Origin of the sequence: Enterococcus sp. SB12 (genome assembly GCF_030910025.2) — a bacterium.
Classification (GTDB): Bacteria; Bacillota; Bacilli; order Lactobacillales; family Enterococcaceae; genus Enterococcus_B; species Enterococcus_B faecium.
The window spans coordinates 1,958,061-1,983,253 of sequence record NZ_CP175675.1; the positions used below are offsets into that span (position 1 = coordinate 1,958,061).

General features: G+C 38.6%; 20 protein-coding genes and 5 pseudogenes. 3 read left to right on the forward strand and 22 right to left on the reverse strand.

The genetic code is table 11. The annotated features are described in order from the left end of the window. Positions 1-24 precede the first annotated feature (24 nt). Positions 25-560, reverse strand: a pseudogene (locus RBL01_RS09670) (TetR/AcrR family transcriptional regulator). 306 nt (positions 561-866) lie between these two features. On the opposite strand from RBL01_RS09670, the gene RBL01_RS09675 reads away from it, so the two are divergent. After that, positions 867-2,348, forward strand: a complete 1,482-nt coding sequence (locus RBL01_RS09675) for a helix-turn-helix domain-containing protein (protein WP_058128633.1) — start codon at positions 867-869, stop codon at positions 2,346-2,348. A gap of 102 nt (positions 2,349-2,450) precedes the next feature. Here the strand turns inward: RBL01_RS09675 and RBL01_RS09680 are convergent, their stop codons facing one another. From RBL01_RS09680 to RBL01_RS09710, 7 genes are all read right to left on the reverse strand, one after another. Then, entirely contained in the window at positions 2,451-3,158 is a 708-nt protein-coding gene (locus RBL01_RS09680) for a zinc metallopeptidase (RefSeq protein ID WP_002287139.1), read from the reverse strand. A 78-nt stretch (positions 3,159-3,236) separates the two neighbouring features. Beyond that, entirely contained in the window at positions 3,237-3,575 is a 339-nt protein-coding gene (locus tag RBL01_RS09685) for a zinc ribbon domain-containing protein YjdM (protein WP_002287137.1), read from the reverse strand. Positions 3,576-3,685: 110 nt separating this feature from the next. Beyond that, positions 3,686-4,648 carry a DHH family phosphoesterase gene (locus tag RBL01_RS09690; RefSeq protein WP_002287135.1) on the reverse strand — a complete coding sequence of 321 codons (963 nt, stop codon included), beginning with the start codon at positions 4,646-4,648 and terminating at the stop codon, positions 3,686-3,688. A gap of 14 nt (positions 4,649-4,662) precedes the next feature. Next, entirely contained in the window at positions 4,663-5,994 is a 1,332-nt protein-coding gene (locus tag RBL01_RS09695; RefSeq protein WP_002287134.1) for a DRTGG domain-containing protein, read from the reverse strand. 7 nt (positions 5,995-6,001) lie between these two features. Continuing rightward, on the reverse strand, positions 6,002-6,682 hold the full coding sequence (locus tag RBL01_RS09700; RefSeq protein WP_002287133.1) for a metal-dependent hydrolase: 681 nt from the start codon (positions 6,680-6,682) through the stop codon (positions 6,002-6,004). Between the two features lie 218 nt (positions 6,683-6,900). After that, a complete protein-coding gene (locus RBL01_RS09705; RefSeq protein ID WP_002287132.1) occupies positions 6,901-7,380 on the reverse strand; it encodes an aminoacyl-tRNA deacylase in 480 nt (159 codons plus the stop codon). A 126-nt stretch (positions 7,381-7,506) separates the two neighbouring features. Then, positions 7,507-9,186 carry a ribonuclease J gene (locus RBL01_RS09710; protein WP_002287130.1) on the reverse strand — a complete coding sequence of 560 codons (1,680 nt, stop codon included), beginning with the start codon at positions 9,184-9,186 and terminating at the stop codon, positions 7,507-7,509. Between the two features lie 547 nt (positions 9,187-9,733). Between RBL01_RS09710 and RBL01_RS09715 the strand changes: the two genes are divergently transcribed. Together RBL01_RS09715 and RBL01_RS09720 are read left to right on the forward strand one after the other, a co-directional pair. Then, the gene (locus RBL01_RS09715; RefSeq protein WP_307780828.1) at positions 9,734-11,236 is read left to right on the forward strand and encodes an ABC transporter permease; all 1,503 of its coding nucleotides are present in this window, start codon (positions 9,734-9,736) and stop codon (positions 11,234-11,236) included. Between the two features lie 12 nt (positions 11,237-11,248). After that, on the forward strand, positions 11,249-11,911 hold the full coding sequence (locus tag RBL01_RS09720) for an ABC transporter ATP-binding protein (RefSeq protein WP_307780829.1): 663 nt from the start codon (positions 11,249-11,251) through the stop codon (positions 11,909-11,911). Positions 11,912-12,010: 99 nt separating this feature from the next. Here RBL01_RS09720 and RBL01_RS09725 read toward each other — a convergent pair whose 3' ends face one another. The 14 genes and pseudogenes from RBL01_RS09725 to RBL01_RS09790 all read right to left on the reverse strand — a co-directional run bounded on the left by RBL01_RS09725 (position 12,011) and on the right by RBL01_RS09790 (position 24,995). Continuing rightward, a complete protein-coding gene (locus RBL01_RS09725) occupies positions 12,011-12,214 on the reverse strand; it encodes a CsbD family protein (protein WP_002287127.1) in 204 nt (67 codons plus the stop codon). 110 nt (positions 12,215-12,324) lie between these two features. After that, a complete protein-coding gene (gene iadA / locus RBL01_RS09730; protein ID WP_002327221.1) occupies positions 12,325-13,509 on the reverse strand; it encodes a beta-aspartyl-peptidase in 1,185 nt (394 codons plus the stop codon). Positions 13,510-13,665: 156 nt separating this feature from the next. Next, positions 13,666-15,405, reverse strand: a complete 1,740-nt coding sequence (yfcC, locus tag RBL01_RS09735) for a putative basic amino acid antiporter YfcC (protein WP_002294022.1) — start codon at positions 15,403-15,405, stop codon at positions 13,666-13,668. Between the two features lie 772 nt (positions 15,406-16,177). After that, positions 16,178-16,648, reverse strand: a pseudogene (locus tag RBL01_RS09740) (SIS domain-containing protein); the annotation flags it as partial. A gap of 134 nt (positions 16,649-16,782) precedes the next feature. Continuing rightward, positions 16,783-16,926 (reverse strand): annotated as a pseudogene (locus RBL01_RS09745) (sugar isomerase); the annotation flags it as partial. 605 nt (positions 16,927-17,531) lie between these two features. Continuing rightward, on the reverse strand, positions 17,532-17,909 hold the full coding sequence (locus RBL01_RS09750; protein WP_002298948.1) for a hypothetical protein: 378 nt from the start codon (positions 17,907-17,909) through the stop codon (positions 17,532-17,534). A 298-nt stretch (positions 17,910-18,207) separates the two neighbouring features. Continuing rightward, positions 18,208-19,089 (reverse strand): UTP--glucose-1-phosphate uridylyltransferase GalU, encoded by an 882-nt coding sequence (gene galU / locus RBL01_RS09755; RefSeq protein ID WP_002328180.1) that lies wholly within the window; start codon positions 19,087-19,089, stop codon positions 18,208-18,210. 42 nt (positions 19,090-19,131) lie between these two features. Beyond that, positions 19,132-20,151 (reverse strand): NAD(P)H-dependent glycerol-3-phosphate dehydrogenase, encoded by a 1,020-nt coding sequence (locus RBL01_RS09760; protein ID WP_002287121.1) that lies wholly within the window; start codon positions 20,149-20,151, stop codon positions 19,132-19,134. 713 nt (positions 20,152-20,864) lie between these two features. Next, positions 20,865-21,593 carry a DUF4368 domain-containing protein gene (locus RBL01_RS09765; RefSeq protein WP_099119700.1) on the reverse strand — a complete coding sequence of 243 codons (729 nt, stop codon included), beginning with the start codon at positions 21,591-21,593 and terminating at the stop codon, positions 20,865-20,867. Between the two features lie 73 nt (positions 21,594-21,666). Further along, entirely contained in the window at positions 21,667-21,963 is a 297-nt protein-coding gene (locus RBL01_RS09770) for a recombinase family protein (RefSeq protein ID WP_025478945.1), read from the reverse strand. Positions 21,964-22,079: 116 nt separating this feature from the next. After that, a complete protein-coding gene (locus tag RBL01_RS09775; RefSeq protein WP_080115230.1) occupies positions 22,080-22,469 on the reverse strand; it encodes a recombinase family protein in 390 nt (129 codons plus the stop codon). 164 nt (positions 22,470-22,633) lie between these two features. Further along, complete coding sequence (locus tag RBL01_RS09780) at positions 22,634-22,918, reverse strand: transposon-encoded TnpW family protein (protein WP_002327225.1); 285 nt, start codon at positions 22,916-22,918, stop codon at positions 22,634-22,636. Next, positions 22,915-23,982 (reverse strand): annotated as a pseudogene (locus RBL01_RS09785) (plasmid recombination protein); the annotation flags it as partial. The pseudogene RBL01_RS09785 and the gene RBL01_RS09780, both read right to left, overlap by 4 nt. Before the next feature lie 685 nt (positions 23,983-24,667). Continuing rightward, a pseudogene (locus tag RBL01_RS09790) lies at positions 24,668-24,995 on the reverse strand (sigma-70 family RNA polymerase sigma factor). Positions 24,996-25,193 lie beyond the last annotated feature (198 nt).

The following is a 25,193-nucleotide window of genomic DNA, read 5'->3' on the forward strand; positions in this document are numbered from 1 at the left end:
TGATCTACTTTTTCATGTTGCTGCCTAAGGTGACTGTTCCTTTAAGATATTTTCCAAGTATTCATCCGTCACCTCGTTTTTATCCCAAACAGCGTTCATCATTTCAAGAAAATCTTGAGAAGAATCATCTGAGCGCAAACTTCCCAATGCATTAAGCCATACCAATTCAAGCGACTTTTCTTCTTTGATCTTCGTGTGACCTTTGACATATGAGAAAAATGGCCGCTTAAATAGCGAATCCATGTCTAAATCAGATTTTGCAATGATTTCACGAATACTTTCATGGATAGAAAAAAATCTTTCAATAAGTAGACAATGCTTAAAACATCATCGGAACTGCATTCAGCTAAGTAGTTTTCAAAATAAACAGTGATTTCTTCTAATATCTTCTCTTTTAACCCGCTGATTGAATTGAAATGTGTATAAATCGGGTATGTAGAACAACCGCAGAACTCTGCTAACTCTCTTGCAGTAATTGACTTCATTCCATATTCTTCCACGTATACCATACTTTTGAACAGCAAATATTCTTTACTATAATTTGTTACTCTCCCCATCATTCTTACCTCCATCTCTTTTCATCTACCCACAAATAAATAACATAAATAATTCTAAAAATATTATTGATAATTATCAAAATATATTTAGTTATATCCATTAAAAATCAATTTTTTCGCCTTAAAAAAGAATATCTTGACAAAATACCCTAGGAAATAAACAATAGAATAAACAAGGTAACAAAAAAATTAAATAACGTTATATAAAAAAGAAGGCGACGCTCTGTGAGAATAACACAGACTGAAATGACTTTCCACTCACAGTTTTTGTCTAACTATATACAAAAACAGAATAAAAAGGAGGTATTTATGCTAATTGAAGCAAGAAAAAAAGAGTTACTTGTTCTACAAATGGTCATTCAAAAAAATAATTGTTCTTTACAAGAATTATCCAATGACTTACATATTCCAAAACGGACAATCAAAGAACTGATCCGAAAAATAAATGTATCACTCAAGCAATTTTTATTGATTGATGAATTTATTTATTCTAATCATAAAGGAGAGATCCAAACCAAAGAAACTGATCAACCTAAAAAGTTAGCTGTTTTTTCTAAGTTAAAATTATGCTACCTAAAAGAATCCAATCGTTTTAACTATTTGATGTTACTAATCAATTATCCACAAACTGCTGTACCAAAAAAATATTTACTTGAACAACTTTATATATCGCCCTCCTATCTCGAAAAATTGACAAAACAGCTCAATCATTCCTTAAAAAAATTCCATTTACGGATCCTATCTGTAAAAAATTGCTGTACTCTTGAAGGAAATGAGTTATCTATCCGTCTCTATCTTTACTTTTTTCTTTCAGATACATTTGGAGGTAACGATTGGCCATTTTCCTCACTTGAATTAAATGCACTAAAAATGAACAGTACAGATGAGCAAATAGAAAAAATTTCAAAACAAGAAAAAAATATCTACTTGCTGTTAACTTTATTCATATTACGAAACAAACAACAGGCATATTTTCCAAAAACTTCTTCTGAAATCACTGAATTGATGGACTTATTGCAGCATACACATGATTATTCAGAATACTTTACTTCTTTTTCAGTGAGTTGTCCTTGTGAAGAGACAGAAACAGAGAGAGCCTACTTTAATTATTTTTTCTATTGTTTTTTTCCAAATCAAATCTCTTTTCGACAAAAACAGGAGATTGGTTTCTTATTTTCCACAAGCAAAAACCTTATTTGTCGACAAGTCGGTCAATTGATGACTTACTTAACTCAACAGTTTCCTCTCAACCATTTAGAAAATAAAATACCAATTTATTTTTATTTTCTTGTGTTGGCAGTTGTTTTTTTCGAACTGTTGGGTGAATCCAGCAGTAGTTTTTCTACACTTTGCTTTCCAGAAGCCACGTCCAATCATTCTAGTTCTTTTATACAGGAAAAGAAATTAAGAGAAAAAATCGATACAATTTTTTCAAAAAATGGGGAAAGAAACCAAATCAGTCAATACCTTAGTCAATTGATCCAACACTTACTACAAACAGAAACGAAAGAGCAGTTACTCGTCCATTTACAGATAACCAAACAGTTTACAGGAAATTATCATCTTCAAAGCCATTTGCAGCAGTTATTTCGCAAAGATGCTGTTAAAATTACCGCATATTCAGAACATGCTGATTTGATCATTACAGATCAGCATGAGAAAATTTCAGATGAAACGGAGACTTTCTATCTGGATAAAACGCACAATACAGTGTTATTTGGCGAGTTAATAAAAGCGGTTCATGAACTGTATATGAAAAAAGGTTATGAGAACAAAACAAAGAGGATGTGACAAAATTCTTGTCACATCCTCTTATTCCAAATAAACGGTATTCAATCAGCTAACTCTCGGTATTAGCTCAGATCAAAGCACTGATTTCACAACTTCTTTATTTTAATCTCTTCGGTTGCCGCCGAACAATAAGATCAAGCGCAACAGCTGCAGGAATGTCGAAAGTGCTGCTGCAACATAAGTCAGTGCTGCTGCAAATAATACGTGTCTTGCCATCGGTACTTCTTCTTCCGTCAGTAGTCCGCCTTCACTCAAAATTTGGATTGCTCGCCGAGACGCGTTAAATTCGACTGGTAATGTCACCAATTGGAACAGTAACGCTAAAGAAAAAGCGAAAATCCCGATATTGATTAACGTAGAGTTCCAGCTAAGCAATACACCTACCATAATCAATGGGAACGAAATCATCGAACCAAAGTTAGCTGCTGGAACAAGTGCTGCACGAATCTTCAATGGGACATAACCCGAAGCATCTTGCACCGCATGTCCGCATTCATGAGCTGCTACACCTATCGCAGCAACTGAAGTAGACTGTGCAGTTGCTTGAGACAAACTCAACATCTTATTACCTGAATTGTAGTTATCTGTGAGATCTCCGGCAATTTGTTGAACACCGACATTATTTATCTGTTGACTTTGTAATATATATTGTGCTGCTTGTGTACCAGTCACATTGTTTTTGCTTCTCACTTGATCGTATTTTCGGAAAGTACTATTGACGTACGCTGACGCAATTCCGGAAATAACTAATCCAAGAATGACCAAAAGAAATGTCGGATCTAAAAAACCATACATTCCATAACCATACATTGTCGTTTCACTCCTTTTCGTTTACTTTATTTTATCATTAGTAGCAGGAAAAGAATGTGAAAAGACCTTGAATATTCTTTAATTCTTTTTCACAAATTCCGATTTCAGTTTCATCGGTCCAAATCCTTCTACCTTGCAATCAATATTATGATCGCCTTCTACTAAACGGATGTTCTTGACTTTTGTTCCTTGTTTAATGGCACCTGACGCACCTTTTACTTTCAAGTCTTTAATCACTGTCACGCTATCGCCCTCTAACAGACGGTTTCCATTTGCATCTAATACCACTAATCCGTCTTCTATGACAGTTTCTTGTTCTTCTTTGTTCCATTCGTTCCCGCATTCTGGGCAAATCAACAAGCCTCGATCTTCATATGTGTACTCTGAGCCACATTCTGGGCAATTTGGTAATGTCATCTTCTTTCTCCTTTAAAATCTTTAGTGAGCACTATTGTAACGGAAAAAGAAGATCTTGAAAAGATACATTTGTGATTTTTACTACAAAAGGCACGTTTTCGAACGAAGTATCATTCTGTTTTTCTGCTCTTATACGATTGGCATATATCTTGGATCTCTTTATAGATTTCCTCTACTTCTGCTAAATCTTTTGCATTCGCACCACTTGCTAATGGATGGCCTCCTCCATGATGGCGTTTAGCCAATTCATTGATGATCGGCCCCTTAGAACGTAAACGTACGCGGTAATACCCTGAAGGCTGCTGAACAAAAATCCCCCAAGCCAGCACTTCATCAATCACTCCAGGAAGTGAAACGATCGAAGCTGTCTCTGAATCATCGATTCCATATTTATCAAGAATTTCTTGCGGAAGGATTATTCTTCCTGCACCATTTTCATCCACCTGGATATTTTGATAAAGATAACCGGAAAGTTTAGCGACTTTCATCGGCATTTGTTCAATCTCTCTGTTCAAAGCACTTGCATCAAATGGATAATTTCTCAATATCGAAGCAATCTCTAATGTACGGGACGTCGTGGAGGGATACAAAAAGCGCCCTGTATCTCCGACGATTCCTGCATAAAGTAACCGTGCAGCCTTAACGTTCATCTTTAAAGATTCAGGAAACATCAAAGCAAATTCTGCAATCATCTCACTACAGCTACTTGCTTTTGTATTTACCCACACAAGATCTCCATAAGGGTCATCATTGGGATGATGGTCGATTTTGATCAGTTTTTCTGCCAACTGATATCTTTGATCACTGATTCTGGGTGAATTAGCTGTATCAGTCACGATGACTAGCGCTCCTTGGTAGAAGACATCTTCAACTTCTTGCATTTCTGCTAAAAAGCGAAGCCCTTCAATCGTTTCACCTACTTGACGTATTTCTTTTTCTGGGAAACTTTCCCGTAATAGTTCGGCTAATCCTACTTGTGATCCTAATGCATCAGGATCAGGGCGCAAATGCCTGTGGATAATGATTTTATCGTATTTTTTTATTGTATCTACTATTTCTTGCTGTACTGTCATTTCACTCCTGCTTTCTAAGAACGTTCCATTACTTGACAAACAACGATTGCTTTGGAAACGATGGTGTTTTCAATAAACACTTCGATATCCAGTTTAGCGGAACGTCTGCCGATTTCCAATACACGTGGACGAATGTCTAATTCGCTTTCCAATTGGATCAGCCGCAAATAATGTAGGTTCACTTGTTCAATCAAGATATTTCGTTTTTGGTTCATCACCATTGTTTTTTGTGCGACATCAGAAATGATTTCGCTAAGTACGCCAAAAGAAATGGTTCCAACGCCATTGACCATTTGTGGTGCTACTACGAATTTGAACTTAGGGTTTTCCAAACGATTTCCTTCACGGTCAGTATCAATCGTATGGATATTTCCAGATATCTGATCCGAAATCGTATCTGCAATCTGCGGTTGTCGCTGGACAAGCTGCATCGCTTTCATTACATCTTGCCGGGTAATCAAGCCTTCCAATGTCAAGTCATCGGAAACGACCGGCATGACTTCTAGCCCATCCCAGATCATTTGATGGCTAACAGAAGCAATACTCATTGTTTTCTTTACACTGATTGGTTCTTTCGTCATCACCCGATCGATGATCTGGTTTGGCGATTTCCCTAAAACATCTTTTGCCGTAACAATCCCCATCAAACGATGATGGCGGTTGACGACTGGAAAACGCGAATGCTGCGTTTCTTCTGACAAACGCTGATAATCAGAAATCGTATCTGTCTGCTGCAAATAATGAGTCTTTTCAGCTGGCATATAGATATCACTGACAAGCATGATATCTTTTTTGATCAATTGGTCGCTTAACGCTCGGTTGATCATGGTTGCGACTGTAAATGTATCATAAGAGGTGCGTAAGATCGGCATTTCAAGATCATCAGCTAGCTTTGCAATCTCAGCAGTCGTATTGAATCCTCCTGTGATCAATACTGCGGCGCCATCTTCCAATGCTAATTTTTGGACTTCCGCCCGGTTGCCGACGATCATTAGTGATCCTGGCGTAATATAGCGTTCCATGGCATGTTTAGTCATCGCGCCGATGACGAATTTATTCAAGACCTTGTCTAATCCTGCCGCCCCGCCTAAAACGTCCCCTTCAATGATCCTGACGACCTCGCCAAATGTCAAACGTTCAATATGTTTTTTTAATTTGCGTTCGATACGGATGGTCCCTACTCGTTGAATTGTTGAAACTAGTCCGACATTTTCCGCATCTTTGATTGCACGGTACGCTGTTCCTTCACTGACATTCAATTCTTTTGCGATGCTTCTTACAGAAATTCGATTGCCAACAGGTAAACTTTCAATATATTCTAAAATCAAATCATGTTTTGTCGCCATTTTCTGCCTACACTTCCAGCGTTTCCGAGACGCTCATTATTTTTCCTTCACTATCTTCCAGTAACTCTACAAAAGATTCGGGATCTTGTTCAATGACAGGGAAAGTATTGTAATGGATTGGAACTACTTTCTTGGCACGAATTGTTTGCGCAGCCTTTGCTGCATCTTCTGGCCCCATCGTATAGTTATCGCCAATCGGCAAGAAAGCGACATCAATATCGAATTCTTCTGCAAGCAATCCTAGATCACTGAAATAAGCAGTATCCCCTGCATGATAAATCGTTTTTCCTTCTGCTTGAATAATAATTCCGCTAGGCTCGCCCATATACTGAACGATACCGTCTACTTCATAGCTTGAGCTATGCTGTGCATGTACGAATTTTACCACGCCGAATGGAAACGCATGTTTTCCACCGATATTCATACCGAATGAATCTACTCCTCTGCTGTTCGCATAATCAGCAATCTCAACAATACTGATAATTGTGGCTTGATTTTCTTTTGCAATAGGAATCATATCTCCTATGTGGTCACTATGACCATGAGTAATCAGCAACCAATCTGTCTTTACTTCTTCTGCAGTTAAGTCTGTCAATGGATTTCCTGTAATAAACGGGTCAATCATCACGCGTTGGCCATTTTCCATTTCAATTGTTAAACAGGAATGTCCATGATACGTAATTTTCATATTTTACACCTCGCGTTTTCTCTGTATCTTTTTTATTAAAAACGATTTCATCACTTGCACATCAATGAAAAAATATAGCTGCTAAATATATTTTCATTGGATTGATAGTACAGTATGTACAAAGCAATTGTAACAGATAATACAGGATGCACCAAGTACCAAGCAGATATAATCTCAAGTTTGAGGTCTCTGCTCTGCTTAGCTTCTCTTCTCGTCCCTTAACTAATTAAATCAGCGTAAATAGGATGGACGATCTTTTCTAAATCGGCTACTTTTATCCGAAGGCTTCTCCCGATTTCACCGCTTGACACAATTACTTCTTCTTTTTCTTTTAAAGAACTGTCTGCTAAAAAACAATAATCAGGATGTGCGAGTTTTATTCCAATAGGGGTGTTTGCTCCGTGGGGATATCCTGTATGCATTAATACAAAATCCATTCCAGGAAAACCAACTTTACGATCTTTCGTCACTTGTCTCGTTTTTTTGTAATCTAAGTGATCGTTCAAAGGAATCAATGCGATGATCACCCCAGTTTTGTTTCCTTTCACTACGAGAGTTTTACATATCAAAGCTGGATCAATCCCTCTTTTTTGTAGTTCTTCTGTGAAAGATTCTTCTACCACATGACTAAAATCAAGTGGTTGATAGCTGATCTTTTGTTCTTCTAAATAACGTTCGACTTTTGTTTGACTCATCATTGATTCACTCCCTTTATTCTATCGTTTATTATAAAGCGAGGGATGCTGTATTCAAAAATTATTTGTTTTTCGCAAAAAAAGAGCAAGACGAGCACTCTATAGAGAGGTTCATCTTACTCTTTTTGTTTATTTTTTATTTCGACGTTGAGTAGCTTCCATAATGACTGGCAAGATCACTGGGCGGCGTTTTGTTTGTTCAAATAAGTAACGGCCTAATTGATCTCGGATGTCTTGCTTTAATTTGCTCCACTCAAAATCATTGCTTTCTAAATGTTTCTCAACGATTGTTTCAATCATATTGCTGCTTTCTTTCATCAGATCACGGCTAGCTTTTACGTAAACGAATCCCCGTGAAGTAATTTGAGGTTTTGAAATGATTTTCTTTTCTCGCCGACTGATAGTAACAACCGCTACGAAAATCCCGTCTTCTGACAAGATTTTTCGATCACGTAAAACAATGTTTCCGATATCACCTATGCCTAATCCATCAATCATTACATTTTCTGCACTTGTAGTTCCTGCAACACTCATACGCTTGTTCTTATATTCCAGCACGTCTCCGCGTCCAGTAATATAGATATTTTTGTATGGCATCCCTACTGCATGAGCCAAATCTGCATGAGCAGCTAATTCACGATACTCTCCTTGAACTGGCACAAAATATGTTGGTTTCATCAAATTGATCATTAATTGCAAGTCATTAGGATTGGCATGGCCAGAAACGCGCATATTCTCAGAGATCAACTTCACTGTTCCACCAGCTCGATAAATGATATCTTCCGTTTTCGCCACGATGGTTTCCATCGCGATGCTTGGCGTAGTAGTGATATAAACCAAATCCCCTTCTTCAATCTTGACATTACGGTGTGTACCGTTTGCCATTTTTTGCAGAGACTTGATGGGTTCACCCATTCGGCCAGTTTCTAAAATGATCAGTTCTTCTGGATCATAGTTTTTCATGTCTTTCAACGTAACAAGCAGATCTTCACTTGGTAATTGAAGTTTTTCTAAACGCATCGCTGTGCGAATAATTCGTTCGAAATCTTGACCAGTCAAGACAACTTTTCGTTGTGCTTTTTCTGCTGCATCCAATACTTGTTGCACTCGTTGCAAATTACTTGCTACACAAGCGACGATGATACGCCCTTCCCAATATTTGATCGTATCAAATACTTCATCTGCTATTTGGGCTTCAGAAGCTACAGGCTGAGGATTTTCTGCATTTGCCGATTCACTTAGTAAGGCTAAGACTCCTTCTTTGCCGATTTCCGCCAATCGTGCATAATCTGTTTGATACATTGGGATAGCCGTTTGGTCAAATTTAAAATCTCCCGTATAAACGATACTGCCTTCTTTTGTTTTTAGATTGATACCTACTGAATCTGGTATCGTATGAGTGGTACGGAAAAAGCTCACTACTGTTTCACCAAAGTCGATTTCTGTATGCTCATCTACCACATGGAAATCCTTAAATCCTTTGGCTGCTTCATTACGACTGACATTCAATTTTGCTAACTCGATCGTCAACTCTGTTCCGAATACTGGTACAGAAATTTTTGACAACAAGTAAGGAAGTGCCCCGATCGCATCTGCATGTCCATGTGTTAAAAAGACACCAGCTACACGATCAATGTTTTCTTCTAAATACGTAAAATCAGGAATTACGACGTCGATCCCCAACAACTCATTTTCAGGATATTTTAGCCCACAATCTAAAATAAAAATATCCTCGCCCACTTCTGCGACATACATGTTTTTTCCATTTTCACGAACGCCGCCTAATGGGATAATTTTAATGGTACTCACAAACTTCACCTCTTCTTATGACATCCAAGTTTAAAGATGTCGATTTTCTTCTTTATCTAAATATATGAGCCATTCCAATGAAGCATATGCAAAATCACTATTTCTCAACTTATGGAGAATCAGCAGGAAAATTACCAGCACATCCGCGTTCTGACAGTTGGATGGGCATTTTATTTTGGATATACTTCATTAACAAAATGGATCTTTTGCGAAACGCTATAGCCAGAATACTTATATAAGTATTCAGCTGTTCCCCATTATTATACAACAAATAAACTAAATCGCTAGTATCAGCAATTGTTAGAACAACTATGCACGTAAAAATCCCTCTGTAGCATCTAGGATTTCTTTTGCTATTCCTCTTTCATTTCTTCTTCGTCGGTTTGAAACATACTTTTTTCATTTTACCACATTTTTTGCAATAACTATAGTGACTTTTTATATATACAGAACCTCATGTTGATGGTGTGCAAACAGCATAAGATTTAAGCTAGCTTTAAGATAGGTTGTCTATTATCAAATGCATCTACTAGGAGGGATGCAAAATATGAATTTTATGAAACGTGCATGGAAAAGTACAAAAGTAAAATGGGGACGTTCATTGTTATTGTTTGCCGTGTTCACAGCCATTCTTATTTTTGTGCTAGCTGGCCTTACGATTCGAAGCGCTGCAGAAGAAGCAGCGAATCAAGCACAAAAAGAAGTTGGAGCAACAGTGACTTTAAGTGCCAATCGAGAAGCTTCATTTAAAAAACAGGAACAAACTTCTTCAAGCGGTTCTACCACTGAAGAACGTCCAGATCCAGGCAGTTTTTCTCTTACACCAGTTTCCTTAACGGACGCGAAAAAAATAGCTGAATTAGATAATGTAAAGAGTTATTCCTTTGAAAGTTCCGCCTCAGCTATGGCAAAAGATGGAATAACTGCCATCACTAGTTCTGATTCAAGTGAAGACAGTTCAGAAACTACCGATGTAGGCGGTGAACCTGCCGGAGGAATGGGCGGGAATCCGCAAATGACTCAAGCAGACTTTCAAATCAGTGGTGTGTCAGCAACTGCACAAAATAGTAATTTTTCTGATGGAACAGCAAAAATCACGGATGGTGAAGGAATAGATGACAGCGACAAAGGCACAAACAATGTAGTCATTGATTCTACTCTAGCAGAAACAAATGACCTGGCAGTCGGAGATACTTTCACAATCACGAGTACTGAAGATGAAGATACCACTTATGAAATGACGATCAAAGGAATTTATGAATCCAGCGAAACAAGCAGCAGTATGGGTATGAAATTCAACTTCATGAATCCCTCGAATACACTTTACACCTCTTATACTTTTGCAAATGAACTAAATGGGACATCTGACGATAACACGATAGATTCTGCTATTTACACTCTATCTGATCCAGATAAAATGGATGAGTTTCTCAAAGAAGCTGAGAAGCTGATCGACACAGATACATTTTGCTTACAATCAAATGATTCCATGTATCAGTCAATGTTGGAACCTTTAAACAACGTGGCAAGTTTTTCTAAAAATGTTGTTTTACTAGTGGCTGTAGCCGGTATTATCATACTTACTCTGATCATTATGATTACCATACGGGAGCGTCGGCATGAGTTAGGCGTCTTGCTATCTTTAGGAGAATCCAGAAGTAAAATCATTCTCCAATTGTTTACCGAAGTGGCTATTTGTATGATTCTTGCATTAGGAGTTGCTTCGATTAGCGGAAACGTCGTCGCGAATGCCGTGGGACAGCAGCTACTTGACCAACAGACAGAAACCACGACACAAAACCAGCAAGCTCCTGGCGGTGGACAAATGCCAAGTAACAGACAAGAACAAGGCGGTCAACGCGGTGGTCAACAAGGAAACACGAATAATCCATTTGCTGTTTCTGATCAAGTCAGCGAATTGGAAATCAATGTCAAACCTGCACAATTGGGACTATTAGTCGGAGTAGCATTTGGAATCAGCCTGTTTTCTGTCTTTTTAGCTTCTATAGGGATATTAAGATTAAATCCAAGAAAAATCCTATTAAACTAAAGGAGGAATTTGATGTTACGGACAGAACAATTGGGATTTTGGTATCAAGATCCGCAAGATGCGCTTTACAAATATGTAGAACTGAATTTCGAAGCTGGAAAAATGTACGCTATTTTAGGAGCAAGTGGTTCTGGAAAAACGACTTTTCTTTCGCTTATTTCTGGACTAGATACACCAAAAGAAGGAAAGGTATACTATCAAGATCGTTCACTGAACAAAATCGGGTTAAGAAGTTATCGTAAAAATGATGTCTCGATTATTTTCCAAGCTTACAACTTGCTTCCTTATTTATCGGCTCTAGACAACGTCATAGCAGCAATGGAAATCACTAAGACCAAACAAGAGAATTATCAACAAGTTGCTTTAGATCGACTGGCTCGTGTAGGAATTGATGAAATATTAGCAAAAAAACAGGTGACCAAACTTTCGGGAGGTCAGCAGCAGCGAGTCGCTATCGTTCGTGCTATCTGCTGTGAACATCAACTAATCGTAGCGGATGAGCCTACTGGAAATCTAGATGAAACAACTTCACAAGATATCGTCAAACTTTTCCAAGAAATCGCCCATGAACAAAATCGCTGTATTATCCTCGTGACTCATGAGATTGAAGTAGCAAAAAGCTGTGATGAAGTCTTTGAACTAAAAAATAAAAAATTTCAAAAAATCGAAGTTTAAAAAACAGGATAATGATCAAATAAAAAATCCGAACCATATCTGCGAGACAGATACGGTTCGGATTTCTATTTGCTTGATTCAATTAGTAATAAGTGGTTTTTATTTTTTTTCGTCTTTTCGAGAAAACTTGTCTTTGACTTCATCGCCTAAATTTCGAGCTTTTTCTTTGATGTCAGCACCTAGTGATTGTGCTTTCCCTTCTGTTTCTTTGCTCTTATCGTCTGTTGCTTTACCGTATGCTTCTTTTCCTTCACCGACTACTTTATCTTTCATATCTTTAGAACGTCCTTTTAAATCTGCCATTGTGCTTCCTCCTCTTAGTTTGTTTATTAATCTACCTTCAGGGTAACATCAACAACAGATACAGACAAACAGAACGCTCGTTTTCTAAAAAAGATAGTTAGAGCTGTTGATTAAAAACTTTTTTCGAAAGTCCCCCATACTTTGACTTCTTTTTCTTGGACCATTATTTCTCCTTTAGCGATAACTGTATCAATATCAAGCGTTTCTTTATCCAAGATACACAGATCTGCATCAGCACCAATTTCGATTTTTCCTTTTTTATCCAATTTCAATATACGTGCTGGGTTGCAAGTTATAGCTCGTAAGGCGATTTCCAAAGGGATACTTTCTTTTTGCACAGCTTCTTTGATCCCTACTAGCAATGCCTTGGCACTTCCTACTCCTAATCCCAGGAAATGATTGTTTTCATCAAAATAAGGCAAGCTTCCTTGTCCATCTGAGGTCATCGTGAAATTATCTAAAGAAACATCTTCCTCGATCAATCGTTTCAGTGCTTTGCTGAAGCGAACTTCACCATCTGTCTTCTCCCAAAAATCAGGATCTTCGCTAGCAGTGAAGTCAATCGTGCCACCACGTTTGGCAAATGCCACGCAAGCTTCAAATAATTCTGGTGTGCGATTCGCATGAGTAGGCAAAAATTGTGTGATCGGAATTTCTGTTTCTTCTACGATTCGTGTCAATAGCTCTAGCTTTCTTTTTCCTCCGCCTAAGTGGACATTGATAATCCCAGCTTTTCCGGATAACATGCCTCCTACACGAGCATCTGCTACTGCACGAGCGAACTCTTCAAAACTTGGCTGAGAAGAACGGTGATCGGATACTGCGATTTCTCCGATTCCGATAATTTTATCAATTGTCAAAAAGTCTTTGATGATAGAATCTGTTACTGTTTTTACCGGCAATCGGTACGAACCTTCATATACATAAGTGGAGATTCCTTCTGCTTCCAGACCTTTCGCTTTGCTGATCAACGCAGTCATATCTCTACCTTCTCCGTCTGTTCCCAAACAACCGACAACTGTCGTTACACCAGCTGTAGTCAATTGGCTCAATGTGACTTCTGGCGTTCGATTTTGATAGCCGCCTTCTCCTCCTCCACCTAAAATATGGAAATGACAGTCAATGAAACCCGGGGTTAGTAATTTTCCCTCACCTGAAAGTTCTTCTACTTCCACTCCTTCGTAGCCGCCTTCTAGCTGTTCTTCTACAGCCAAAATCTTCCCACCGGCAATCAGTACATCCATTTTTCCTAAGTAATCTGGTGCAAACACTTCAATTTGTCGAATGATTTTCATACATTTTTCCTCTTTCTTTAAGTATAACTGATGATAGGATCTTAAAAAATAATCCAAACGATAGAATCTTTACTCCTTTGATTTTACCGTAAAATGACGGTTCTTGGAGTCCTTATCTACTGTTTGGATTACTTTTTTATTTACAGGTCTCCAGTACTACTGCAGACCTATCGCAATGGCAATCATGATGAAAATAGTTCCCAAAACAAAAAGGAATCCTTGCATCTTGATTTGGAATCTTGCCCATTTTGCCCATTCGATCCGTGCAACACCTAGCACACCAATCAAGCTGGCTGATACGGGTGTAAAAGCGTCCATAAAACCTGAACCAAGCTGATAAGCAAGAACTGCTACTTGTCTGGATACACCTACTAAATCTGCCAGTGGAGCCATGATCGGCATAGTCAAAGCTGCTTGTCCTGAATTTGATGTAACAACCAAGTTGAACAAACTTTGGAAGATGTACATCGCCCAAGCACCAATGACAGCTGGAACACCGGTCAACGCAGTCCCGATTCCATGCAAAATCGTATTCAAAGCTGAAGGAACAGATGCATCAGATCCTCCCAAGACAAGAAGGATTCCTTTGGCCATCCCTACTACGATTGCTGTACCAGCTAAATCAGCTGCACCAGATTGGAAAGAAGAAGCGATGTCATTGACTTTCATTCCATCTAATTTGAAAAGAACAGCAATGATTCCAGCAACTAATCCCATCACAAAGAATTGAGAAGCGATTTCTGGAATGTAATAGCCTTTTTGAGTCACGCCCCAAACGATCCAGACAAGGACAACTAACATCTCCAATAAGATCAGTTTATGCCCAAGCATGAATTTTTTATTTTCATCAGATGTCTTTTTGATATGAGAACGGAAATAATCATCTGATTTGTAAGTCAACGAACTTTCTGGTTTTTTACGGATTTTTTCTGCATATATCATCATATAACCAGCGGCTAATGCAGTAACAACTACCCACATAATCAATCGGAATGTCGCACCAGACAACACGGGGATTCCAGCAATCCCTTGAGCCACCGCTACGCTAAACGGGCTCATCCAAGAGGTCGCATTTCCGACTTGAGATGCGACATAAGTCACGGTTACTGCTACGATCGAGTCATATCCTAACGCAATGACAAATGGAACCATCACCATTGAGAATGGAATTACCTCTTCTGCCATCCCGAATGTAGCGCCACCGAATGAAAAAGCAAAGAATAATAGCGGTAAAGCTAAACGCTCCAGTCCCTTAGTTTTACTGATAAACGCATAGATACCTGCGTCGATCGCTCCGGTACGCATAATAATACCAAAAGCGCCTCCAACAACAAGGATCAATGCAGCGATTCCTACAGCAGATCCATACTTATCTCCAGATACTAGTCCTTCAAAAACAAAATTTAAGAAACCAAAGCCGCCAAAATCATCTGTTCCCCATATTTTGGCTGTTTTATGCAATTTTTTAGAAGTATCATAGATATTTTCGCCGTACTGATCGTAAAGCACATCATCTGTCAAGGAGATTTCATCTAGTTTTTCCTGCGTAAGATTTTTTTCTCCGTCAGCAATGACTTTTTCCAATCCTTTTTCCGGAACATCCAGTTTTTCACGTTCTGCTGGATGATCTTGCAGTTCTTCTAATTGATCAAACACATACGACTTATCCAGCTCGTAAGCATAACGGAAGGAATCTTGACGTAAAACAGTACGAGTACTTGTTTCGCCATTTGCATCTTTGTATTCAATATCTTGCGTGCTGAACTTTCCTGCTGGAACGACAAAAGTCAGTATCCATGCAAAGATGACTACACCAAAAATAATGACATACGTATGCGGTGTCGATAATTTAGTGAAGTCGCGTTTCGGTTTTCCTGAAGAATTTGTTTTCTTCAAATTTATTTCTTCCTTTCTTTTTTCAGTAATTTTGATGAATAAAAAATGGATAATCAAATGAATTATACAGCAAAAATGACATTTCCACATGAATAATTTATTAGAAAATCACTTTTTTCTATTTTGCTTTTTTTCTCCTATGTATGATTATTTTTTTCTCTTTCCATTTATATTAAGTATTTTATTTCTCTGTTTTTCCTTAAAATTCTTTTTTTATTTTTAGATTAGAGAAAATCTCGTCCTGTTTTTTTCATTTTACAATCATTGAAAAATTGAATTTCATTGCAAAAAAAATAATAAACACTTATAAATATCCATTATCTATCCTTCAATTTTTGTGTATTTTATTTCTATTAGAAAAAGGTATCCTGTTGGACAATTTTGTTATATCAGGTAAACTTCATTGCAATAATGATAACAAATGTACTATAATTACTTTGTAAAGAGTTTTGGGGAAGACTCTTTCATCAACGTGTATTAAGAGACAAGAAAGAATCCATATTGATTCTTTCTTGTCTCTTTTTCCACTACTTTTTATTTTTCTGACACTACATATTCTTATAACTCATTTCTCATAACTGTGAAACAACTTATAAAAATAACAAACTTTAAACAAAACAAGCTTAAAATCAAAGATGATCCATCTTAAAATAACTAAAATAAAAAAAGTAGTCGTTGTTAATCCTCATTAATAATCGTTTTCTTTTTTTCAAACGCTCCATTTTTATGTGGAACATTATTTTTTTAAGGAACTTTGTCAACATGTGGATAACTATTTTCCACTTGTGTCCTGGACTAGCTGTTTTGCTGTAAAATACAAAACTTGCTGCAGCAAAAAGATCGTTGCAAGAGAGGCTGTTCCGCAGATCGCTGGATCTAGATTTGGCAAAGTCAAGACTGCATCATGTAAATTGGCGTGGTTGTCCAAAACCAAATCAGCAAATTCAAATAATCGCAAACCACTGCTATGTTGCGATTTGATACTTCGTGACAAATCAAATCCAGTAACAATGATTAATGGATGACCATTTTCTTTGATCCACTGAGCTAGTTCGATGATTGCCGGGTTTCTTCCTTCATTCGAAAGAAGAAGAAAAATGTCTTCTGATTTGACAGAAAGCTGATCAATAATTGCCTGTCCTGCACCTTCTAGCGTTTCATAGACACCTCCGGCTGGATTTTCAATCAATATACTTGGTACAAGATCCGGGGTTTGATCCCAAAATTCAAATGCTACACCACTTTGACAGAAAGCTGATCAATAATTGCCTGTCCTGCACCTTCTAGCGTTTCATAGACACCTCCGGCTGGATTTTCAATCAATATACTTGGTACAAGATCCGGGGTTTGATCCCAAAATTCAAATGCTACACCACTTAGTGTGCGGCTAGCATATATCTGCAATCTACCACCTTGATTAATTTGTTTCGCGATCCAAGTGCCAGCTTGAAGCATCAGCGGCTCTTCTATCCTTAATTTCTCTTCCAATTGGTGATAATAGTCAAAATAACATAAACTCATTTATCTCTCCCGCCTAGCTATACTTGACATGAATAGAAACAGCTGCCTAATCTAAGGAAGTACATAAAAAAACAGTAGTTAGACAGTAACACATGTGGTCTTTGCTGTTTCAAACACAAAAAAGGCATTGAACGAATACGCCCAATACCTTGACATAGCAAATAAAACAACGTGCAGACCATGGAAAATATCTACATAGGGGTAGAATTTTCACCCTAGATTAGGTACAATAAATTAGGTCGATGCACTGCATTGACTATGGCAAAATGATCGGTCAGGGTGTATGTGTGTGACTGGTCATTCCCTGATTCTTAGCGCCAACTAAGGGTCAGGGAGCCTTTTTTTATTCAGCTGTTTCTATCTGAATTTATTGTAAGTAATCTCTTATCCAAGTGCAAGCACGAAAATACAAAAAAACATTGGTATGATTTATATATATATAAATAACATAAAAAAAGGAATGGCTTATCCCGATACAACAAGCATTCCTTTAAAAAAGATTCTTTTATATAAGTGAAAAAAGCTTTTTTCACCAATTAAATAAATCTCTCATCTCAATAGTTTATCCATTATTTTATCTTTTTTTTGCGTATACCTACTAAATATTACCGTCTTCTTCTCGTTCTCCTACTTTGTTCGAGAGAATCTGTACTAGAAAAAGTAGTTGTATGTCTACCTTTTCTGCCTATCCGAGACTTTCTTTTCATATATGGGATATAAATGATTAGATACAGTACAGCAAAAAATAAAGCAAATACGCAAGCTTCCCAACTACCTAACGCCAATTCAACCATCAAGGTAGCAACCGCAACGGATGCTGCATACCAGATAAAAATCAGAAACGTTTCTTTTTTTCTGACCATGCGAAACATGATAAATAGACTAATAAGCAATAGTGGCAACACAAATATCCAATTGCTTCCTTCCATCAGCCACTTGAGTATATCAAGCAGCGACTGTGCAACAGCGACTAATTTTCCCATAGTGAACACACACCTTTTTTTATAATTAAAAAATTCGCCTTTTTATTCTACTATGAATCTTCTGGCTTGGCTTTCATTTCTCTTATGTAATCATTTTCTTTTATACAACTTAAAAAAAATTAAACCATTAGCAGAATATTTTCTGAATCTATTCACGAAAGTCTTTTTCTATCTTTCGTTTTCCACGACTCAACTGATCTAGAGTCAAAAAACTAAAACGACAGTTGCGCAAATGACGCACAAGCTGCCGCTTTAATAACAAATAGCCTTTCATTCTCAGCAGGCCACTTATTTCCAGTTAACTTTCTGTTCTTAGCTTTTTACTCAACTGGATAATATATGCACTTAATGAAGTCCCAATTTCCGAATGTTGAAGTCCATATTCAATATTTGTCTTCATATATCCTAACTTATCGCCTACGTCGTATCTTTTTCCTTTAAACTCTCTCGCATAGACCGCCTCTGTATGGTTAAGAGTCTGAAGTGCATCCGTTAGCTGTATCTCGTTTCCTGCTCCTGGTTCTTGAGTTTCTAATATCTCAAATATTTTAGGAGTCAGTAGATAACGTCCGATAATGGCTAAATTACTTGGTGCTTTTCCCATTTCAGGTTTTTCTACAAACCCTTTTACTCTGCAACGACCCTTTTCGCTATCTGTTTTAGGATCAATAATTCCGTATTTAGATGTTTCATTTTCTGGTACACGCATGACGGCAACAGCGGAAGCTTGTGTTTCTTCATAATCCATCATCAATTGTTGAGTCAATGGGATATCATCTTTCATCAAATCATCCCCCAGCATGACGACAAACGGTTCATTTCCTATAAATGCTTTTGCTTGAAGCACGGCATCCCCCAGTCCTCTTGGATGAGATTGACGGATGAAGTGAAGATTGACTTGAGTCGTTTCTTCAACTAAAGCGAGTAATTCTGTTTTTTCCTTTTCCCGCAAATTGTTTTCCAATTCGATATTTACATCAAAGTGATCTTCAATGGGTCTTTTTTCTTTTCCCGTTACGATCAAGATATCTTCGATTCCCGAATCCAATGCTTCTTCCACAATAAACTGGATCGTTGGTTTATCCACGATTGGAAGCATTTCTTTTGCCATGGCTTTTGTTGCCGGCAAAAAACGTGTTCCTAGCCCAGCGGCAGGAATGACTGCTTTTTTGACCTTCACTTGCTGTTCCTCCTAAACGACGATTAACTATTGATCATCTATTTAACGAAGAGAAAATTCATTCTCCATTTTTCCGTCACGTAACATGATTTCTTTTGCTGCTTTTTTGATATCTTCTCCATTATACAAAACATTATAGATTGTTTGAGTAATTGGCATCTCAACACCTAGCTGTTGAGCTAGCTCTACTGCTGCTTTTGTCGTTGCCACACCCTCAACGACCATTCCCATGTTTTCTAGAACTTCTTCCAGCTTATGTCCCTGTCCTAACAAGTTACCGGCACGCCAATTGCGAGAATGAACACTTGTACAAGTAACGATCAAGTCCCCCACACCACTCAAACCGATAAATGTCAGAGGATTGGCACCCATCGCGACACCAAGACGGCTGATTTCTGCCAATCCTCGAGTCATGATTGCTGCTTTTGCATCATCTCCGAATCCTAATCCATGGATAGCGCCGGCACCAATTGCAATGATATTTTTCAGTGCTGCACCAGTTTCTACGCCAATCACATCATTATTTGTATAAATCCTGAAATAATCATTCATGAACAGTTTTTGTACATAGGCTGCTGCTTTTTGATCAATACTTGCAGCTGTAATTGTTGTGATATCATGTACTGCCACTTCCTCAGCATGGCTAGGACCAGATAATACAACAATTGCCTGTCTTTTTTCTTCTGGAATTTCTTCAGCCAAAACTTCTGAGATTCGTTTATGCGTATCTTGTTCTAGTCCTTTACTTGCATGTATAATGATTGGCTTAGTATTCATTTTACCAATAAGTTCCTGTGCGACTGAACGAATCGCTTTTGTTGGAACAACAAATAAAATAGCATCTGCGTTATCCACTGCTTCTGCCAATTCTTTATATCCGATAATCGATTCTGGGATCGTCAAATCAGGTAAAAAATGCTGATTTGTATGATACTTATTGATTTCATCAATCTGTTCAGGTACATTTCCCCAAATACGGACATCATGCCCGTTTTCTGCCAATGTTTGTGCTAAAGCAGTGCCCCAAGATCCAGGACCAAGAACTGCGATTTTTTGTTTCATGGATATTCCTCCAAATAAATAATTGATAATTTCCATTATAGTATACATTTCTTAAAGTTGGGACTAATTTCCATTGTTTTTAAGTGTTTGTTTACTTCTTTTATCGTTTTTACTTGAAATAATCAATGATATGTTACAATAGTCTACATTTTATTTTTACACTCGTTATGCTTTGCTTGTTCCTAAGAGGAAGCAGTTTTGACAATGTTACTACCAGCATTACTATTAGGAGGTTAGGAAACTTCTCCTAGTGAGTATTGATTTAAAATACATAAGAGACAGATTGAACATTTCTAAATCTGTCAGGTCCTGCAACGGACAGATTGTCTCTGTTGACGGTTGACATAGGAACTTTTTTTTTAGTCAACATTCTGGATACAAAACGCTATGTAAACTGGCGCAACTCGTTGTACTTGGACTTTTACTACGGATCCATGCAACAACAAAATAGTACTATTGCATAACAAAAAATGGTTGGCACCCACATGTCCCATTAAACAGATTATAAGTTGAACTGTAGATAATGCAAAAAATGTGTTTTATAACGTAATTGATGCCAATATTTTAAATCGTGACGTATCAGCTGACTTGGAAAATAACTAAAAAAATAAAGAGAGCAGCGATGGTGCACCCTCCGTAAGGAAGGTGCACCATTGAGGGCTTTGTATCTTAATAAAATAATAGTTTTGTTGTTTAAATGGTGTAGCCAATGGCTATGCCGTTTTTGCTGTCTGTGTGGAAGTTTCCCGTTTCTGCAAATGCTCTCCGAACAATTCTTCCATTTCCTCTGGCGTTGGCTCTCTGATAATACCTACGCCGTTGTAGTAAATATCCAAAGTCTGATGACGCTTACCGTCCACCTTATCGGGCTTGGATACCACAATTTTCTCAACAAACTCGTGTACGACTTCTGCACTTAGCTCTGTTGGCTGCGTGATACACTTGACCTTATCAATGAAACGCTGCAAGTCCTCACTCTTGTCTATTTCACTTTCAAGATAGGCTTCCCCGTCATTCAACTTTCGCTGTTCCTCCTCAAAAGCTAAAGACATTGTGGCAAAGCGTTCATCCAAGATTTTTCCGCTTGCGTTATCCTCATAAATCTTTTGGATTAGCACATCAATCTCTTTAATACGCTTTTTTACCCCCGAAAGTTCTCTGCGTTTCTCAGCAAGCTCTTTTTTCTTTTCCTCACCGAAGGACTGCATCTGCATTTGTGCAAACTGCTTTTCATAATACTGCACATACCAGAATACTCTCCGCATGCTTTCCAGTACAGCTTCTGACACCACTTTTTCTCGGATATAGTGTGCCGAGCAGACCTCGGAATTTTTGCGGTAGCTTGAGCAGAAGAAATAAGATTGCTCCCGCTTGTAGCTGTTCGTCACGCTGTAATACAGCTTTTCATTACAGTCTGCACAGTAGAGCATCCCTGAAAACATACTCACAATACCGCTTTTGGTCGGTCTGCGGCGGTGTTCCCGCAACTCCTGTACAAGTGTAAATACTTCCTCATTAACGATAGCAGGATGGGGGATGGGTATTCTTGAATACCTGCCATTCCTCCTGTGGACGGTCAAGCCTTTTCTTGTTCTTAAAGGATTTCCTTGTAGTTCGAAAGTTGACCGTATTTCCGATATACTCCTGTTTAGAAAGAATATCGGCAACAGTACTTGCACACCAGTTAAACGGTCTGACAGGAGGTTTGCCGCAATTTCTGCCGATGCTATTCCAATATTCCGTTGGCGTCATTATCTCGGTGGCTTTCAGCTTTTTTGCTATCTGCGTCGGACCTAAGCCAGATACGCACATATCAAAAATCTGCCGTACCACCTTTGCCGCTGCTCGTCAATTATCCACTCCCTTGGATCCTCAGGATTTTTCATATAGCCGTATGGCGGGTTTGTGGTAAGAGGAATGCCTGCCATTCATTTGTTGCGAAAGACATTTCGCACCTTTTGACTGGTATTCTTTGCGTGCCATTCATTGAATAAATCCTGCATTGGCACAGGGTCGCTAATCCCTTTGTCGGTGTCGATATTATCCATGATGGCGATATACCGTACAACCCATACGGTCAAAATCTTCCTCAAGAAGCTGTCCGATAACAAGGCGGTTCCGACCCAATCTGGAGTGGTCTTTGACAATAAGCGTTCCGTTTTGTCCTGCTCCGCTAAATCCATCATTTCCATAAAAGCAGGTCTTGTAAAGGTAACGCCCGAATAACCATCGTCAATAAACAGTCTGGGATTCTTAAAGCCATTTTCCTTTGCGTATTTTTCAAGTATGGACTGCTGATTTTTTATGCTGCCCGACAGTCCATCCTACTCGTCATCCCGTGATAAACGACAGTAAAGGGCTGTAATTTTATCTGACTGATTGCTCATGATTCTCCTTTCTACAGCCAGATATGATATGAATTGTAGGTACTTTAATTCATATCATATCAGCTGCAACACTTCAACGCTTTAAAGTGATAATCTTAGTCTTTGCCATGATTTTTTAGTAGAATGCGTTCCGTCTTTTCTTGTAAACTCTCAGAAGCACCTTGCTTGAAATGAGCATTAACAGTATAAATTGTACCGTCAATTTCCCTTGTGAAGCTGACAGGGTGCGGATATTGTGCCTGACGAAACCACTCTAAGCGTTCTTCCTTTGCCATTGCCGCAAGCCTGTCTGTAATATCATCAATCAGCCTGCGGATAGAAATACCCTCTGCAAATTCTTCTTCGGTAATATTATCAAAATAGCGTTCTTGCTCTGTCATCTCTCACGCTCCTCCTTTTTCTTTTTCGGGCGGTGATTTTCCTTTGCCTGTTGCTGATTGACTTCATAATCCCACCGTGACAGCTTGATAACAGGTTTTTCCTTTGGTTTCAGCAGATTGTCAATGAACTCCTTTACCTTTAGCGGAGCAGCTTTCAAGGCTTCAAGATAGGGCTTGCATTTTTCGCTCAATTCTGTAAGCTTGTATTCAAGACTACGAATACGCTCGTGCATACTGGTGACGGTGTTTTCCAAGTCGAATATCTTTTTTCGGCTGGTAATGCCTTCTTTGGCAAGCTCGGTCAGCTTGCTGTAGTCCGCCTGTGACATCTGTACTTTGCCTGTAAGAGATTTTTTGCCGATAGCCGTTCCTTCGTCTATCTCCAATTTGACAGGCTGAATTTCAGCAAATGTTTGTGTTGCCGTATCTATTTTTTCTTGAATTGCCGCAAGCCGTTCCTTATCCTTGCTAATCTGGTATTGCAGACTGGTTTGGTTTTCCTCTGTACTGCCACGCTCACCACGGTCAAAACCCGTAAATCCCGCTGTCCGCATATGTTCGAAGAACTGGTCTTGCAAAATACTGTACGAGGGAATTAATACTGGCTTCCCACGCTTGTTGAATTTTAGCTCTCCGTTCTCATTTACAGCCTGCGGTGACTTCCATTTTTTTGAATGGCTGACTTGCTGTACGGTTTCTTTGACTGTACCAACAAGTGATTTATCCTTGCAGCGTTTTGACCATTTAATCTCTTTTTCCGCTTCCTCATAAAACCGCTTTGCAAACTCATAACCTCCGTGCTTTTCAAAATAATAGGTGTTCACATCGAAAATAAGCTCATCATAAACCTTTGCGTCTTTTTTCAGCCCTCGCAAGGATACCTTACTGTCCTCTACGAGCTTGTCGAGATACTGGTTGTAGGTCAGACCACCGCAATCCCGATAATGCACATTCATTGGTGTTCGGGACAAGTCCACATTCATATTGCCATAGTGTTCATTCTTACGCTCAATATGCCGTTCAAACTTGCCGACATTGTCCCGATTGTGCTGCACCACCCTTGCTACCGAATAATTTCCATTTCCCCTTTACATCGCCCTTTCGCTATTTTGATTCATATGTAAATAGAAGATGGTACGTTCTTTGTTACGCAACTTTTTCAAAGTGCGTAACCCACTATGACACTTTCAGCCTTACGGCTACAAAGATGTCAGTGGGCTCTCCGAGGGGGTAAACTGCCTGCGGCAGTTGGGGCGTTGCCCCGCAATTTGCGAATTGCTCCCCAATGCTCATTGCCCTTTGAAAAGGGCAGCCGCATAGCTTCCCTAAACTTTGTCGTGACGGTGCGTGTCGATTGTGATGGTGTTTTTGATACCGTACCCACTCCCTAAATCATCGTCACAACCGTCACTATCGTCACAGATTTTTATATTGGATAAAACAAAAAGCCGCTACACGGCATTGCGGATAGACGGGAGATTTCTCTCGTTCTAATTTCGCAATGCTATGTAACGGCTTTGAGATTCAAAACCTTTTCACTCGCATAAAATTGTATAGGTAACGGTATGTATTCAGTTAAACTCAAAATTTAGTATTTCATATTAACACATAGAATATGGGAATGTCAAGATTTTGCATAAACTTTTTAGTATGCCCTGCGGATAATGTATTTATTCCCGCTATGAAAATTGGGTGAGAGGAATTAACCCCTCACCCAATAGCCCTTGGGAACACACAATTTATTAGATGCTATAGGATTTTTCTCAGTTTCTTTCGCAGATGGTCTAACCGTGCATAGATAGCACCCGTTGTGAGATGAACAATCGGAGCTATTTCCTTTGTTGAGTAACCTTGCATTTTCATCAGGATAATTTGCAAGGTGAGCTTGTTCGTTTCGAGCAGCACTCGAATCATTCAAGTGGCGGTAAAACCACCTGTTGGAATTGAAATCTGCTCTGTCATAAATGCGGATTTGCTCGATGGTATCTTCATCGACACCGCACTCACGCAATATCTTTTCTTCGTCTTCTTTCCAAAGCCGCCATTTCCGTTCTTCCTTGCCATAATTAAATGACATATTGTTTTCCTCCAATCTGAATTTTTTTGAGAAAATCCAGATTGGAGGGTGGAGAACGGCAACCAACGCCAGAAGCAGGCTTATCCTGCATTCTGGCAAAAAGCGACACAAAAAAATCCGCAAAGGCTGTCTTACCTAAGCGGATTACGGAAATTTTATTTCTATATTGTAGAGATTTGACTTCTACTTCGAGAGTAT

Bases quoted from the DNA above. Each gene is read 5' to 3' on its own strand.
- RBL01_RS09720 (WP_307780829.1), top strand. From the start codon at position 11,249: ATGTTACGGACAGAACAATTGGGATTTTGGTATCAAGATCCGCAAGAT.
- RBL01_RS09705 (WP_002287132.1), bottom strand. From the start codon at position 7,380: ATGATGAGTCAAACAAAAGTCGAACGTTATTTAGAAGAACAAAAGATC.
- RBL01_RS09695 (WP_002287134.1), bottom strand. From the start codon at position 5,994: ATGGCGACAAAACATGATTTGATTTTAGAATATATTGAAAGTTTACCT.
- RBL01_RS09715 (WP_307780828.1), top strand. From the start codon at position 9,734: ATGAATTTTATGAAACGTGCATGGAAAAGTACAAAAGTAAAATGGGGA.
- iadA (WP_002327221.1), bottom strand. From the start codon at position 13,509: ATGAAAATCATTCGACAAATTGAAGTGTTTGCACCAGATTACTTAGGA.
- RBL01_RS09700 (WP_002287133.1), bottom strand. From the start codon at position 6,682: ATGAAAATTACGTATCATGGACATTCCTGTTTAACAATTGAAATGGAA.
- RBL01_RS09685 (WP_002287137.1), bottom strand. From the start codon at position 3,575: ATGACATTACCAAATTGCCCAGAATGTGGCTCAGAGTACACATATGAA.
- RBL01_RS09770 (WP_025478945.1), bottom strand. From the start codon at position 21,963: ATGTGCGTATCTGGCTTAGGTCCGACGCAGATAGCAAAAAAGCTGAAA.
- RBL01_RS09690 (WP_002287135.1), bottom strand. From the start codon at position 4,648: ATGACAGTACAGCAAGAAATAGTAGATACAATAAAAAAATACGATAAA.
- RBL01_RS09675 (WP_058128633.1), top strand. From the start codon at position 867: ATGCTAATTGAAGCAAGAAAAAAAGAGTTACTTGTTCTACAAATGGTC.
- RBL01_RS09760 (WP_002287121.1), bottom strand. From the start codon at position 20,151: ATGAAACAAAAAATCGCAGTTCTTGGTCCTGGATCTTGGGGCACTGCT.
- RBL01_RS09725 (WP_002287127.1), bottom strand. From the start codon at position 12,214: ATGGCAGATTTAAAAGGACGTTCTAAAGATATGAAAGATAAAGTAGTC.
- RBL01_RS09750 (WP_002298948.1), bottom strand. From the start codon at position 17,909: ATGGGAAAATTAGTCGCTGTTGCACAGTCGCTGCTTGATATACTCAAG.
- RBL01_RS09765 (WP_099119700.1), bottom strand. From the start codon at position 21,593: ATGTTTTCAGGGATGCTCTACTGTGCAGACTGTAATGAAAAGCTGTAT.
- RBL01_RS09680 (WP_002287139.1), bottom strand. From the start codon at position 3,158: ATGTATGGTTATGGAATGTATGGTTTTTTAGATCCGACATTTCTTTTG.
- RBL01_RS09780 (WP_002327225.1), bottom strand. From the start codon at position 22,918: ATGACAGAGCAAGAACGCTATTTTGATAATATTACCGAAGAAGAATTT.